Here is a 12,752-nt window from a genome sequence, read left to right on the forward strand (position 1 = left end):
GCGACAGATTATTCGCGCAGCCGGGGAATCTCCTGCTGCGTTTTTCGTGCGTGCCGAGATCAGAGCGCGTCGGAAACTTGCTTGGAAGGGGGAGAACTTTTGCGAAAAGCCCGAGTCTATGTTTGCAAGCCCGGTCAATTAGTAATGCAAGCCTCCTTCGAGCTTATCGAGGAGTGTTCATGCTAACCCAGGAAGAGGATCAGCAGCTGGTCGAGCGCGTCCAACGCGGCGACAAGCGAGCTTTCGATCTGCTAGTGCTGAAATACCAGCACAAAATTCTCGGGTTGATCGTGCGTTTCGTGCACGACACCCATGAAGCGCAGGATGTCGCTCAGGAAGCCTTCATCAAGGCCTACCGCGCACTTGGTAATTTTCGCGGTGACAGCGCGTTTTATACGTGGCTTTACCGCATCGCCATCAACACGGCGAAAAACTATCTGGTTTCACGCGGCCGCCGGCCGCCGGATAGCGATGTAAGTTCTGAAGATGCCGAGTTCTACGATGGCGATCATGGCCTCAAGGATCTCGAATCACCGGAACGTGCGTTGCTGCGGGATGAGATCGAAGGCACCGTCCATCGAACCATCCAGCAACTGCCTGAAGATTTGCGTACGGCTTTAACTTTACGTGAGTTCGACGGTCTGAGTTACGAAGACATTGCGAGCGTCATGCAATGTCCTGTGGGCACCGTGCGCTCCCGGATTTTCCGCGCTCGGGAGGCCATTGATAAAGCCCTGCAACCGTTGTTGCAGGAAAACTAGAGACAGCGGCGACAGCCAAGAGAGGAACGCCATGAGTCGTGAAGCCCTGCAGGAATCGCTGTCCGCAGTTATGGACAACGAAGCGGACGAACTTGAATTACGTCGGGTATTGAATGCCTTCGACGATGTTGAAACACGTGAGACCTGGGCTCGTTACCAGATCGCCCGGGCTGTGATGCACAAGGACTTGTTGCTTCCTCGCCTGGACATCGCTGCCGCCGTTTCTGCTGCATTGGCTGACGAAGCCGTACCGGCAAAAGCTTCTCGCGGACCATGGCGCAGCCTGGGTCGCCTGGCGGTAGCCGCGTCGGTCACCGTCGCTGTACTGGCGGGTGTACGTCTGTACAACCAGGATGAGATTGCCGGCGTGCAGATGGCGCAGCAGTCCAATCAGCCTGGCTTGGCCGCTCCACAGGTCAAGGGCCCAGCGGTATTGGCCGGTTACAGCGAAGGTTCGGAAACCGCAGGCCCAATGGCCAACGGTGTTCTGCAAGGCCAGCCTGGCTGGCATGATCAGCGCCTGCCCAACTACCTGCGTCAGCATGCCCAGCAAGCTGCCCTGAAAGGTACCGAAAGCGCGCTGCCTTACGCCCGTGCCGCCAGCCTGGAAAACCGTTAATAAGGAAAGCCATTGCGCGCCATACCTCTATTCACGCTTCTGCTTGGTGGCTGGTGTGCAATTCCAGCCCATGCCGATGAGGCTCAGGACTGGTTGAACCGCCTGAGTCAAGCCGAGCAACAGCAGAGCTTCCAGGGCACTTTCGTTTACGAGCGCAACGGTAGTTTTTCTACCCATAACATCTGGCATCGCGTCCAGGATGGCAAGGTCCGCGAGCGGTTACTCCAGCTCGACGGCTCGGCACAGGAAGTCGTGCGCATTGATGGGCATACTCAATGCGTAAGCGGCTCCTTGATCCCGGGGCTGGGCAATACGCCGGACAGCACTTCACGTGCGCTCGATCCGCAAAAACTCAAGAATTGGTATGACCTTGCCGTCATTGGCAAGTCACGTGTGGCCGGACGTCAAACGGTCATCGTTGCGCTGACGCCCAAGGACCAGCATCGCTATGGCTTCGAGCTGCACCTGGACAGAGAAACCGGCCTGCCGCTCAAATCCTTGTTACTCAATGACAAGGGCCAGTTGCTCGAGCGCTTCCAGTTTACCCGCATGAATCTCGCCGCGCCCGCAGACGCTGATTTGCAGGCCAGCGCCGATTGCAAGGCTGTCACGCAGGATCCTGGCAAGGCCGTCGCGGCGAAAACCGCCTGGCACTCGGACTGGCTGCCGCCCGGCTTCGAGCTGACCAGCAGTGCCGCACGCAAGGACCCGGACTCCCAGGTCCAGGTCAGCAGCCTGATGTATGACGACGGGCTCGCGCGCTTCTCGGTGTTCCTGGAGCCGTTGAACGGTGCCAACGCCACCGATACCCGTACCCAGCTCGGCCCGACGGCGGCCGTGTCTCGCAGGCTGACGACGCCCCAGGGCGAAATGATGGTCACGGTGGTCGGTGAAATTCCTATCGGTACGGCGGAACGGATCGCGCTGTCCATGCGCTCTGACGTCACGGCGACCCAATAACCTGCTGGCTGCACGGGTGATTCGATTGCGCGAGAGGCCGATGACGCCAGGGCTTGATCGAAATGCCGAAACTTCCTGTCAGCATTTTCATTTGCAAAAACTCAGCTTTTTTTCTATAGGTCAGAGCCGCTCGGCTCTGGCCTTGTCTGTTCCCGGAACAAAAATACCGGCGTATCTTTCGCTGGTATTCCTTGCTCCATATCGCTTAACCATGCTCGTCGTAACGGGAGCCGTATGTCGATACCACGCTTGAAAACCTATCTCTCCATTTTTGCCACCGTGCTTGTGCTCGGCCAGGCCGTTCCTGCCGTGGCGGTGGAATTGCCCGATTTCACGCAACTGGTCGAGCAGGCTTCACCCGCCGTGGTGAACATCAGCACCACCCAGAAGCTGCCGGATCGCCGTGTATCGGACCCGCAGATGCCGGACCTGGAAGGCTTGCCGCCCATGCTGCGGGAGTTCTTCGAGCGCGGCATGCCGCAACAGCCGCGCTCGCCCGGCGGGGGCCGCCAGCGCGAAGCGCAATCCCTGGGCTCGGGGTTCATCATTTCGCCTGATGGCTACATCCTGACCAACAACCATGTGATCGCCGATGCCGACGAAATCCTGGTGCGCCTGGCCGACCGCAGCGAACTCAAGGCCAAGCTGATCGGCACCGACCCACGTTCCGACGTGGCGCTGTTGAAAATCGAAGGCAAGGACCTGCCGGTGCTCAAGCTGGGCAAATCCCAGGACCTGAAAGCCGGCCAATGGGTGGTGGCCATCGGTTCGCCGTTCGGCTTCGATCACACCGTGACCCAGGGCATCGTCAGCGCCATCGGTCGCAGCCTGCCGAACGAAAACTACGTGCCGTTCATCCAGACCGACGTGCCGAGCAACCCGGGTAACTCCGGTGGCCCGCTGGTCAACCTCGAGGGTGAAGTGGTCGGCATCAACTCCCAGATCTATACCCGTTCGGGCGGCTTCATGGGTGTGTCCTTCGCCATTCCGATCGACGTGGCCATGGACGTGGCCACCCAACTGAAAAGCGAAGGCAAGGTCAGCCGTGGCTGGTTGGGCGTGGTGATCCAGGAAGTGAACAAGGATCTGGCCGAGTCGTTCGGGCTGGATAAACCTGCTGGTGCGCTGGTGGCGCAGATCCAGGAAGGTGGCCCGGCTGCCAAGGGCGGCCTGCAAGTGGGTGACGTGATCCTGAGCATGAACGGCCAGCCGATCGTCATGTCCGCCGACCTGCCGCACCTGGTGGGCGCTCTCAAGGCTGGCGCCAAGGCTAATCTGGAAGTGATTCGCGAAGGCAAGCGCAAGAACGTCGAACTGCCCGTCGGCGCCATTCCTGAAGAAGGCAAGGAACTGGATTCGCTGCCAAAATCCGGCGTCGAGCGCAGCAGCAACCGCCTGGGCGTGGCCGTGGCCGAGCTGACCGAAGAGCAGAAACGCACCCTGGAACTGCAGGGCGGTGTGGTGATCAAGGAAGTGCAGGACGGCCCTGCCGCGCTGATCGGTCTCCAGCCGGGCGACATCATCACGCACCTGAACAACCAGGCCATTGGTTCGGCCAAGGAGTTCACCGACATCGCCAAGGCATTGCCGAAGAATCGTTCGGTGTCGATGCGGGTCCTGCGCCAGGGGCGCGCGAGCTTCATCACCTTCAAGCTGGCCGAATGACCGGTTAGCGGCTCATAAAAAACCGCCTCGAGAGAGGCGGTTTTTTATTGCCTGGCCAATGCTCAGCCCATCATGTCCTTGACCATGCGCTCCTGCTCCATGAGTTCCCGCTGGCGCGCATCGATGCGTGACGAAAGGGGGAAGTTGGTGCCGGCGCGCCGTTTGGCGAAGTCCAGTTGCTGGATGGCCTGACGGTAATCGCCCACCAGGGCGAAGTACTCGGCACGGGCCTGATGCAGGCCAATGATGTTGCCGGACAGCCCACGGGTCTCGGCCACCATGTACCAGACGTCCGGATCGTCCGGGCGTGACTTGAGCAGGGTTTCCAGGGCCTTCTCGGCGTCGGCGGGACGGTTCTGCTTGAGCAGCAGGTCGACGCGGACCTGGTTGAGCGGATAATTGCCTGGGTACTGGCTCAGCATCCGGTCGACGCGGGACTGAGCGTCGGCCAGTTTGTTGCTGGTGATGTCCAGGTCCACCAGGGCGAGGTTGTAGATGATCTCGTTGGGTGATTTGGCCAGCAGCGGCTTGAGGTTCTCCCGAGCTTCGTTCAACTGACCGCCCTTGATCTGCGCGATCGCCAGGCCATAGCGTGCCACGTCGTTCTTCTGGTTCTCGTCCTGCTGTGCCCGGAAGCGCTTGGCGGCCAGGCCCGGGGTTTCTTCATAGGTCAGTTGGACCCGTGCACGAATCAATTGATAGCGCACGCTGTCCTCGATGCCGCCCGGCCTGGCCTGTTCGGCGCGGTTACGGGTGTCGGCGATCCGCGATTCGGTCACCGGGTGAGTCAGCAGGAATTCCGGGGGCTTGGCGTCGAACCGATACTGGCGCATCAGGCGCTCGAACATGGTGGGCATGGACCGCGGGTCGTAGCCGGCCTTTTCCAGGTTCTGGATGCCGATGCGGTCGGCTTCCTGTTCGTTCTGGCGCGAGAAGCGCCGTTGTTCCTGAATGGCGGCGGCCTGGGTCCCGGCGATGGCGGCGATCCCGGCGTCACCGCCACCGGCAGCGGCAATCACGATGCCGGCCAGCAGTGCGGCCATCATCGGCACCTGCATGCGTTGCTGGGCTTCGACGCCACGGGCGAAGTGGCGCTGTGACAAGTGGGCCAGTTCGTGGGCCATGACCGAGGCGTATTCGCCTTCGGTCTGGGCGTTGAGGAACAGGCCGCCGTTGACCCCGACGATCCCGCCCGGTGCGGCGAAGGCGTTGAGCTGCGGACTGTTGATCAGGATGAATTCCAGGCGCCGGTCGTTGACCTGGCTGGTCTCCACTAACTTGTAGACGCTGGTTTCGACGTAGTCCTTGAGCTGTGGATCGTTGAGCTGTGAAACCTGGCTGCGCAGCAGGGCCAGCCAGGCGCGACCCAATTGGTGCTCCTGTTCTGGCGAGACGATGGCAGAACTGGCATCGCCAAGTGACGGCAAGTCGTCGGCGAAGCCCGGTGAGGCAAGCAGGCAAGCGAGCGTCAGCAGGGTGGGGCGCAGAAATGTCATGCACGAGGCCTTAGTTGACAAAGACCCTACTGTAGCCGGACACCGGGCCCGGGACCAGATATTCTAGGCCGCTCAACGACCTGCCGCGGAGCGAACCCATGACTGATGCTGTAGCCCACGATGCCGAACTGGACGCCAGTGGCCTGAACTGTCCGTTGCCGTTGCTCAAGGCCAAGCTGGAACTCAATCGCCTGGCCAGCGGCAGTGTGCTCAAGGTGATCGCCACGGATGCGGGCTCGCAACGTGACTTTCGCACCTTCGCCCGATTGGCCGGTCATACGCTGCTGCGTGAAGAAGACGAAAACGGCGTCTACCGTTATTGGCTGAAAAAAGCCTGAAAACACCGACAGCGTCCTTAAGGATTTTTAATGTTCAAAGTGTTACGCGACTGGATTCAGCGCTACTTCTCCGATGAAGAGGCGGTGGTCCTGGCAGTGCTGTTGTTCCTGGCCTTTACCGCCGTGCTCACGTTGGGCGGCATGCAGGCGCCGGTGCTGGCGGGGATGGTGCTGGCGTACCTGATGCAGGGGCTGGTCACGACGCTGGAGCGTCTGCGGCTGCCCGGCACCGCGGCAGTGGGGCTGGTGTTCGCCCTGTTCATGGGTGTGCTGGTGGTGTTTCTCGTGGTGATCGTGCCGTTGCTCTGGCACCAGTTGGTGACCCTGTTCAATGAGTTGCCAGGCATGCTCGCCAAATGGCAATCCTTGCTGTTGCTGCTGCCCGAGCGTTATCCGCACCTGGTGTCCGATGAGCAAGTGTTGCAGACCATCGAAGTGGTGCGCGGCGAGATTGGCAAGTTCGGCCAATGGGCGCGGACGTTTTCACTGTCCAGCCTGCCGCTGCTGGTCAACATCATGATCTACCTGGTACTGGTGCCGATCCTGGTGTTTTTCTTCCTCAAGGACCGGGAAATGATCGGGCGTTGGGTTCGCGGCTACCTACCGCGCGAGCGGGCGCTGATTACCCGCGTGGCTCAGGAGATGAACCGGCAGCTCGCCAATTACATTCGCGGAAAAGTCATCGAGATCTTCATCTGCGGCGGCGTGACCTACATTGGCTTCGTGACCATGGGGCTCAACTATGCTGCCCTGTTGGCGCTGCTGGTGGGCATTTCGGTGGTGGTGCCTTACGTCGGCACGGTGGTGGTGACCGTGCCGGTGGCCTTGATTGCCCTGTTTCAATGGGGCTGGAGCGATCAGTTCATCTACCTGATGGCGGTCTACGGGATCATCCAGACCCTGGACGGCAACGTGCTGGTCCCGCTGCTGTTCTCCGAGGCGGTGAACCTGCACCCGGTGGCGATCATCTGCGCGGTGCTGCTGTTTGGCGGGCTGTGGGGGTTCTGGGGGGTGTTCTTTGCGATTCCCCTGGCGACGCTGTTCAAGGCGGTGCTGGATGCATGGCCGAGCAAGGAGCCGGTGGTGGCGCCGTTGTTGTAGCTTGTAATGGGGGTGATGCTGATGGCCTCATCGCGAGCAAGCTCGCTCCCACATTGGATTGGTGGTGTTAATCAAATCCCTGTGGGAGCGAGCTTGCTCGCGATGGCGCCAGTACAGGCGGCGAAAATTTCAGGCCTTGTTCAGGGCCTGGGCCGCCACCAACACCGCATCCACATGCCCCGGCACTTTCACGCCACGCCATTCCTGGCGCAGCACACCCTCCTTGTCGATCAGAAAGGTGCTGCGATCAACGCCCAGGTACTCCTTGCCATAGAGCTTTTTCAACTTGATCACGTCGAACAATTGGCAGATGGCCTCGTCCTTGTCGCTGATCAGCTCGAACGGGAACTCCTGTTTGCACTTGAAGTTCTCGTGAGACTTGAGGCTGTCCCGGGAAACGCCGAACACTTCAGTGTTGGCGGCTTGGAATTGTGCATATTGATCGCGAAAACCCTGGCCTTCGGTGGTGCAGCCAGGGGTGCTGTCCTTGGGGTAGAAATAGATCACCACCTGCTTGCCCTTGAGGGCGGCGAGGCTGATGGTCTGCCCGCTGGTGGCGGGCGCTTGGAAATCGGTAACCGGCTGGTCGACGGCAACGGCCATGAACGCTTCCTTACATTGGGTTTTGTGGGCGCCACGGCTCGATCAGGGCATCCAGGTTCATCGCATCGGCGAAGTCCAGGAACTGATCGCGCAGCCAACTGATCTGGGTGCCGGCCGGCAGGGTCACGGTGAACGTGGCGTTGAGCATGGTGCCGCCGGTCTGCGGAGCCTGGTAGGTGTCGCAGGTCAGGTTTTCCAGCTCGACGTGATGGTCCATGAAGAACTGGCACAGCTCGTTGATGATGTCCGGACGGTAGGCCGAACTCACGTAGGCCACGTAGGGCAGGGCCTGGGGACGGTTCTCCAGGGCGGCGCTGCGCACCACGTTGACGGTAAAGGCATGCTTCTTGGCCAGTACCGGCAGGCTGCCTTCCAGGCGCGCCAGAGCGTCCCAGCTGCCGGAGATCTCGAGCACGAGTGCACTGCATTCGCCATGACGGGTCAGGCGTGAGGTCACGACGGCGCAGCGATTTTCATGGCTGGCGCGGCACAGGACGTTAGTCAGCTCCATGGGGTTGGCGCCGAGGGCACTGATAACAAGGAATTGTTCGCGGACTGTGGGGGTGGACATGCAGCATTCCTAAAGCGATGAGCGGTCGGTACCTTTGCCGCTCGACACGGCGCCCGGCCCCGGAAAACGAACGGCTCAAGCCTGGTGCCCGGGTTGTGCTGCATTCCGCGACAACAGGAATGCACCAGGACAAACCCGGGATCGGGGCTTGTGGCGTCGAAAACGGAGGCTGGAAACCGGCGTATGAGCTTGTCGATACCGATCAAAGCCTGAAGGGTAGCGAAAACCAACGCCAAGGGGAATGGTAGTTCGCTTGTACAAGCATCTTGGCGCCAGTACCATTACGCTCTCTTTTTCCGGCAGGAGCGGTTTCATGATTGCGGGCAGTATGGTGGCTCTGGTCACACCCATGGATGCAGACGGGCGTCTTGACTGGGACAGCCTCAGCAAACTCGTGGACTTCCACCTTGAAAACGGCACCCATGCCATTGTCGCCGTCGGTACCACCGGCGAGTCGGCAACGCTTGATGTAGAAGAACACATCGCCGTGATCAAAGCCGTGGTCAAGCAAGTTGCCGGGCGCATTCCGGTCATCGCCGGCACGGGCGCCAACTCGACCCGCGAAGCCGTCGAGCTGACCCGCAACGCCAAGGAAGCCGGTGCCGACGCCTGCCTGCTGGTCGTCCCGTACTACAACAAGCCGACCCAGGAAGGCTTGTACCAGCACTTCAAGCACATTGCCGAAGCCGTCGACATCCCGCAGATCCTCTACAACGTTCCCGGCCGCACCTCCTGCGACATGCAGGCCGAGACCGTGATCCGCCTGTCCACTGTGCCGAACATCATCGGCATCAAGGAAGCCACCGGCGACATGAAGCGCGCCAAGGCCATCCTCGATGGCGTGGGCAAGGACTTCATCGTGCTGTCCGGTGATGATCCGACCGCGGTCGAGCTGATCCTGCTGGGTGGCAAGGGCAACATCTCCGTCACTGCCAACGTCGCGCCGCGCGAAATGGCCGACCTGTGCGAGGCCGCGCTCAAGGGCGACGCCGAGACCGCACGGGCCATCAACGAAAAACTGATGCCGTTGCACAAGGACCTGTTCATCGAGGCCAACCCGATTCCGGTGAAGTGGGCCTTGGTCGAAATGGGCTTGATGCACGATGGCATCCGCCTGCCACTGACCTGGCTGAGCACCGCCTGTCACGAACCGCTGCGGCAGGCCCTGCGCCAGTCCGGCGTCCTGGTTTAATTGAGGAAGTACAACGCATGAAGCGAATGGCCGGACTTTCCGCACTTGCCTTGATTGTCTCCAGCACCAGCGGCTGCGGATGGATCTGGGGGCCGGAGGGTTACTTCCGCGACCGTGGTAGTGATTACCTGCAAGCGCAACAGACTGCACCGATGCAACTGCCGCAAGACGTCAGCGTCGCCAAGCGCCTGGATCCGTTGCTGCCGATCCCGCGCAACGTCGCGGACGACAGCGTCAAGGGCGAATACATCGTTCCGCGTCCACAGCCGCTGTCGGCCGTGGCCGATGCCAGCGACTACACCCTGCAGAAGAGTGGCGATTCCAGCTGGGTCATGGGCCAGCACCCGCCAGCCGAAGTCTGGCCCGTGGCGATCCAGTTCTTCCAGGACAACGGTTTCCGCCTGGACGAACAGCGCCCGCAAACCGGCGAGTTCACCACCACCTGGCAGCGTTCCGATGAACTGTCCGCCGCCATGGCCAAGCGCCTGAGCGCCGCCGGTGTCGCGGCCGACAGCGAAACCCGCGTGCGGGTGCGCATCGAGCCGGGCGTGCAGCGCAACACCAGTGAAATCTACGTGGTCAGCGCCGAGCGTCCTGCCGGCAGCACCGCCGACGTGGCCTTCACCAACCGTTCGGTCAATACCGGTCTCGACGCTGCGCTGGTGGACGACATGCTTGCCAGCATGAGCCGTACCGCAGAGCAGGGCGGTTCGGTATCGATGCTGGCGACCCGGGACTACGACACGCCGAGCCGCGTCAGCCTGAACGAAGACGGCAGCGGCAACCCGGTGCTCAACGTCGGCTCCGACCTGGACCGTGCCTGGTCGAGCGTTGGCCGTGCGCTGGAGCAGGGCGAGTGGCGCGTTGAGGACATCAACCGCAGCCTGGGCCTGTACTACATCAACCTGGCTGAAAAGGCCGAGAGGAAAGACGAGAAGCCTGGTTTCTTCAGTGGCCTGTTCGGCAGCAAGCCGGACAAGGAAGAAGTCGAAGCCCGCGCCGAGCGTTACCAGGTTCGCCTGAGCAAGGTCGGCGACAACGTCCAGGTCACCGTCGAGAAAAACATCAATACCGTGGCGCCGGCCGATGTGGCCCGCAAGGTGTTGAGCGTGATTCAGGACAACCTGGGCTGATCCGATGCGTTTTGCCGTTCTCGGCAGCGGTAGCCAGGGCAACGGCACGCTGATCGCCAGCGCCGGCACGTATGTGCTGGTCGATTGTGGTTTCTCCCTGCGGGAAACCGAGAAACGCCTGTTGCGCCTGGGTGTGCACCCGGCGCAACTGAGCGCGATACTCGTGACCCACGAACATGCCGACCACGTGCATGGCGTGGGTTTGCTGTCTCGGCGCTACAATGTGCCGGTGTACCTGAGCCGTGGCACGCTGGAAGGCCTGCGCAAGCCCATCGAGCCAGCCGGTTTCGTGGCCGGTGGCGAGCAATTGCGTATCGGTGGCCTGGACATCAGCGTGGTCAGCGTGGCCCACGATGCCCGGGAGCCAACGCAGTATGTGTTCAGCGACGGCGAGCGGCGCTTCGGGTTGCTGACCGACCTGGGGTCGTATTGCGACAGGGTGATGGACAGTTACCGGGACCTCGATGCGTTGATGATCGAGTCCAACCACTGCCGTGACATGCTGGCCCGTGGTTACTACCCGTACTTTCTCAAGCAGCGGGTCGGCGGGGAGCACGGACATTTGAACAACCACCAGGCCGCGTTCCTGGTGGCCGAGTTGGGCTGGCAAGGCCTGCAACACCTGGTCCTGGCCCATCTGAGCAGCAAGAACAACCTGCCGCAGCTGGCCCGGCAATGTTTTGTCGACACCCTCGGGTGCGACCCGGACTGGCTGCAACTGGCCGATCAAGATTCAGGGCTCGACTGGCGACATATCGCCTAGCCCACTACTTAGCAAGCGGAGCCCATCATGGAAAAACGTGAAGAACTCTACCGCGGCAAAGCCAAGTCGGTTTACAAGACCGACGACGCTGACCGCTTGATCCTGCTGTTTCGCAACGACACCTCGGCGTTCGACGGCAAGCGCATCGAACAGCTGGACCGCAAGGGCATGGTGAACAACAAGTTCAACGCCTTCATCATGCAAAAGCTCGAAGCCGCCGGCGTGCCGACCCAGTTCGACAAGCTGCTGGGCGACAACGATTGCCTGGTCAAGAAGCTGGACATGATCCCGGTCGAATGCGTCGTGCGTAACTACGCCGCCGGCAGCCTGGTCAAGCGCCTGGGCGTGGAAGAGGGCATGAAGCTCAACCCTTACACCTTCGAGCTGTTCCTGAAGGACGACGCCAAGGGCGACCCGTTCATCAACGAATCCCACGTCGTGGCATTCGGTTGGGGCACCGCCGAGCAGTTGGCGCGCATGAAGGAATTGTCCCTCAAGGTCAACGACGTGCTCACCAAGCTGTTCGACGACGCCGGCCTGCTGCTGGTGGACTTCAAGCTTGAATTCGGCGTGTTCAGCGACGGCTCCATCGTCCTGGGCGACGAGTTCAGCCCGGACGGCTGCCGCCTCTGGGACAAGGACACCAAGAAGAAAATGGACAAGGACCGCTTCCGCCAAGGCCTCGGTGACGTCATCGAAGCCTACGAAGAAGTTGCCCAGCGCCTGGGTGTGCCGCTGTAATCGACGCAAGCATCTGATAGCACGGAAAAAATTTCGCTCGGGGGTTCGCTTCCGGCGAATGTGCTGGTATGATGCGCGCCACTGGAGAGATGCCGGAGTGGCCGAACGGGACGGATTCGAAATCCGTTGTACTGGCGACAGTACCTAGGGTTCAAATCCCTATCTCTCCGCCATATTTAAAGGCCCTGAGCGCTTAACCGCCTCGGGGCTTTTTTGTATTTGGGGGGATCTTCCTCGACTCCGCCCCGTCACCGCCTTGGCCTTTTCTATTGCACAACTGATATGGCCGCCTGTCAGAAAATAAGTGTATTCGGTGGTCCATGGCTTGATCGTGCGAGACTTGTATTGGGGCACAGAGGCACGCAAGTCGACGCTTGATATGACATTTTCGTCTTGTCTGGTCATTCGCATAGGCTTCGCCATCTGTTACATCATCACGCTTCCTTTATTCGGCTTTGATGGTGTTAAATGCACTCCTCGTGAACCATAGTGATCTACAGTGATCCTACTGAGGGCACGGAAATGCCCCGTAAGGGCCATGCTCGCCATGAAGCGCTCAGGCCATGTCCTGTTGAAAGTGCAGGAAAATTAGCGATGGAGAGAAGTCATGTCTAAAGGCAATGTCGTCTCGTTTACCGACAGAAAGGCGGAGATCCAAGCTGGTATCGAGTTCCTTGATCTGCTTGACAGAGATATCAAGGAAAATCCTGAAGGTATCCAGCCTATCCCTCGCGGCCTGCTGCAGCGAATTCAAGCAATTCGCAATCAGGCGGACGATAATCGTCGTCGCGAGCTTCAAGAAGGCTAAG

At 60.6% G+C, this 12,752-nt stretch carries 14 protein-coding genes and 1 tRNA gene; 12 read left to right on the top strand and 3 right to left on the bottom strand.

Features of this window, described 5'->3' with window-relative positions; genetic code table 11:
• The first annotated feature begins 179 nt into the window (after positions 1 to 179).
• The 4 genes from rpoE (at position 180) to HGO40_RS09270 (ending at position 4,005) form a co-directional block, all read left to right on the top strand.
• Positions 180 to 761 (top strand): RNA polymerase sigma factor RpoE/AlgU, encoded by a 582-nt coding sequence (rpoE, locus tag HGO40_RS09255; protein ID WP_003172477.1) that lies wholly within the window; start codon positions 180 to 182, stop codon positions 759 to 761.
• Between the two features lie 31 nt (positions 762 to 792).
• On the top strand, positions 793 to 1,380 hold the full coding sequence (locus tag HGO40_RS09260) for a sigma-E factor negative regulatory protein (protein WP_053120046.1): 588 nt from the start codon (positions 793 to 795) through the stop codon (positions 1,378 to 1,380).
• Positions 1,381 to 1,392: 12 nt separating this feature from the next.
• A complete protein-coding gene (locus HGO40_RS09265) occupies positions 1,393 to 2,340 on the top strand; it encodes a MucB/RseB C-terminal domain-containing protein (RefSeq protein ID WP_250962743.1) in 948 nt (315 codons plus the stop codon).
• A 234-nt stretch (positions 2,341 to 2,574) separates the two neighbouring features.
• On the top strand, positions 2,575 to 4,005 hold the full coding sequence (locus HGO40_RS09270; RefSeq protein ID WP_250962744.1) for a DegQ family serine endoprotease: 1,431 nt from the start codon (positions 2,575 to 2,577) through the stop codon (positions 4,003 to 4,005).
• Between the two features lie 62 nt (positions 4,006 to 4,067).
• On the opposite strand, the gene HGO40_RS09275 is transcribed toward HGO40_RS09270, so the two are convergent.
• Positions 4,068 to 5,501 (bottom strand): M48 family metalloprotease, encoded by a 1,434-nt coding sequence (locus HGO40_RS09275; RefSeq protein ID WP_250962745.1) that lies wholly within the window; start codon positions 5,499 to 5,501, stop codon positions 4,068 to 4,070.
• A gap of 98 nt (positions 5,502 to 5,599) precedes the next feature.
• Here HGO40_RS09275 and HGO40_RS09280 point away from each other — a divergent pair, with 98 nt between their 5' ends.
• Together HGO40_RS09280 and HGO40_RS09285 are read left to right on the top strand one after the other, a co-directional pair.
• Positions 5,600 to 5,839 (top strand): sulfurtransferase TusA family protein, encoded by a 240-nt coding sequence (locus HGO40_RS09280; RefSeq protein WP_053120054.1) that lies wholly within the window; start codon positions 5,600 to 5,602, stop codon positions 5,837 to 5,839.
• A gap of 30 nt (positions 5,840 to 5,869) precedes the next feature.
• Positions 5,870 to 6,940, top strand: a complete 1,071-nt coding sequence (locus HGO40_RS09285) for an AI-2E family transporter (RefSeq protein WP_250962746.1) — start codon at positions 5,870 to 5,872, stop codon at positions 6,938 to 6,940.
• Positions 6,941 to 7,069: 129 nt separating this feature from the next.
• Here the strand turns inward: HGO40_RS09285 and HGO40_RS09290 are convergent, their stop codons facing one another.
• Both HGO40_RS09290 and HGO40_RS09295 read right to left on the bottom strand, forming a co-directional pair.
• Entirely contained in the window at positions 7,070 to 7,543 is a 474-nt protein-coding gene (locus HGO40_RS09290; protein ID WP_250962747.1) for a peroxiredoxin, read from the bottom strand.
• Between the two features lie 10 nt (positions 7,544 to 7,553).
• The gene (locus tag HGO40_RS09295) at positions 7,554 to 8,114 is read right to left on the bottom strand and encodes a glycine cleavage system transcriptional repressor (RefSeq protein WP_003184325.1); all 561 of its coding nucleotides are present in this window, start codon (positions 8,112 to 8,114) and stop codon (positions 7,554 to 7,556) included.
• 313 nt (positions 8,115 to 8,427) lie between these two features.
• Here HGO40_RS09295 and dapA point away from each other — a divergent pair, with 313 nt between their 5' ends.
• From dapA to HGO40_RS09330, 6 genes are all read left to right on the top strand, one after another.
• A complete protein-coding gene (gene dapA, locus HGO40_RS09300; RefSeq protein ID WP_250962748.1) occupies positions 8,428 to 9,306 on the top strand; it encodes a 4-hydroxy-tetrahydrodipicolinate synthase in 879 nt (292 codons plus the stop codon).
• Between the two features lie 17 nt (positions 9,307 to 9,323).
• Positions 9,324 to 10,439 (top strand): NlpB/DapX family lipoprotein, encoded by a 1,116-nt coding sequence (gene bamC / locus HGO40_RS09305; protein ID WP_250962749.1) that lies wholly within the window; start codon positions 9,324 to 9,326, stop codon positions 10,437 to 10,439.
• A gap of 4 nt (positions 10,440 to 10,443) precedes the next feature.
• Entirely contained in the window at positions 10,444 to 11,202 is a 759-nt protein-coding gene (locus HGO40_RS09310) for an MBL fold metallo-hydrolase (protein WP_250962750.1), read from the top strand.
• Positions 11,203 to 11,229: 27 nt separating this feature from the next.
• Positions 11,230 to 11,943, top strand: a complete 714-nt coding sequence (gene purC / locus HGO40_RS09315) for a phosphoribosylaminoimidazolesuccinocarboxamide synthase (protein ID WP_250962751.1) — start codon at positions 11,230 to 11,232, stop codon at positions 11,941 to 11,943.
• Positions 11,944 to 12,026: 83 nt separating this feature from the next.
• Positions 12,027 to 12,116, top strand: a tRNA-Ser gene (locus tag HGO40_RS09320).
• A 434-nt stretch (positions 12,117 to 12,550) separates the two neighbouring features.
• Positions 12,551 to 12,751: an AbrB/MazE/SpoVT family DNA-binding domain-containing protein gene (locus HGO40_RS09330; protein ID WP_053182737.1), complete on the top strand. Its 201-nt coding sequence runs from the start codon at positions 12,551 to 12,553 to the stop codon at positions 12,749 to 12,751.
• Position 12,752 lies beyond the last annotated feature (1 nt).

Source organism: Pseudomonas sp. CG7 (genome assembly GCF_023701885.1).
Taxonomy (GTDB): domain Bacteria; phylum Pseudomonadota; class Gammaproteobacteria; order Pseudomonadales; family Pseudomonadaceae; genus Aquipseudomonas; species Aquipseudomonas zanjanensis.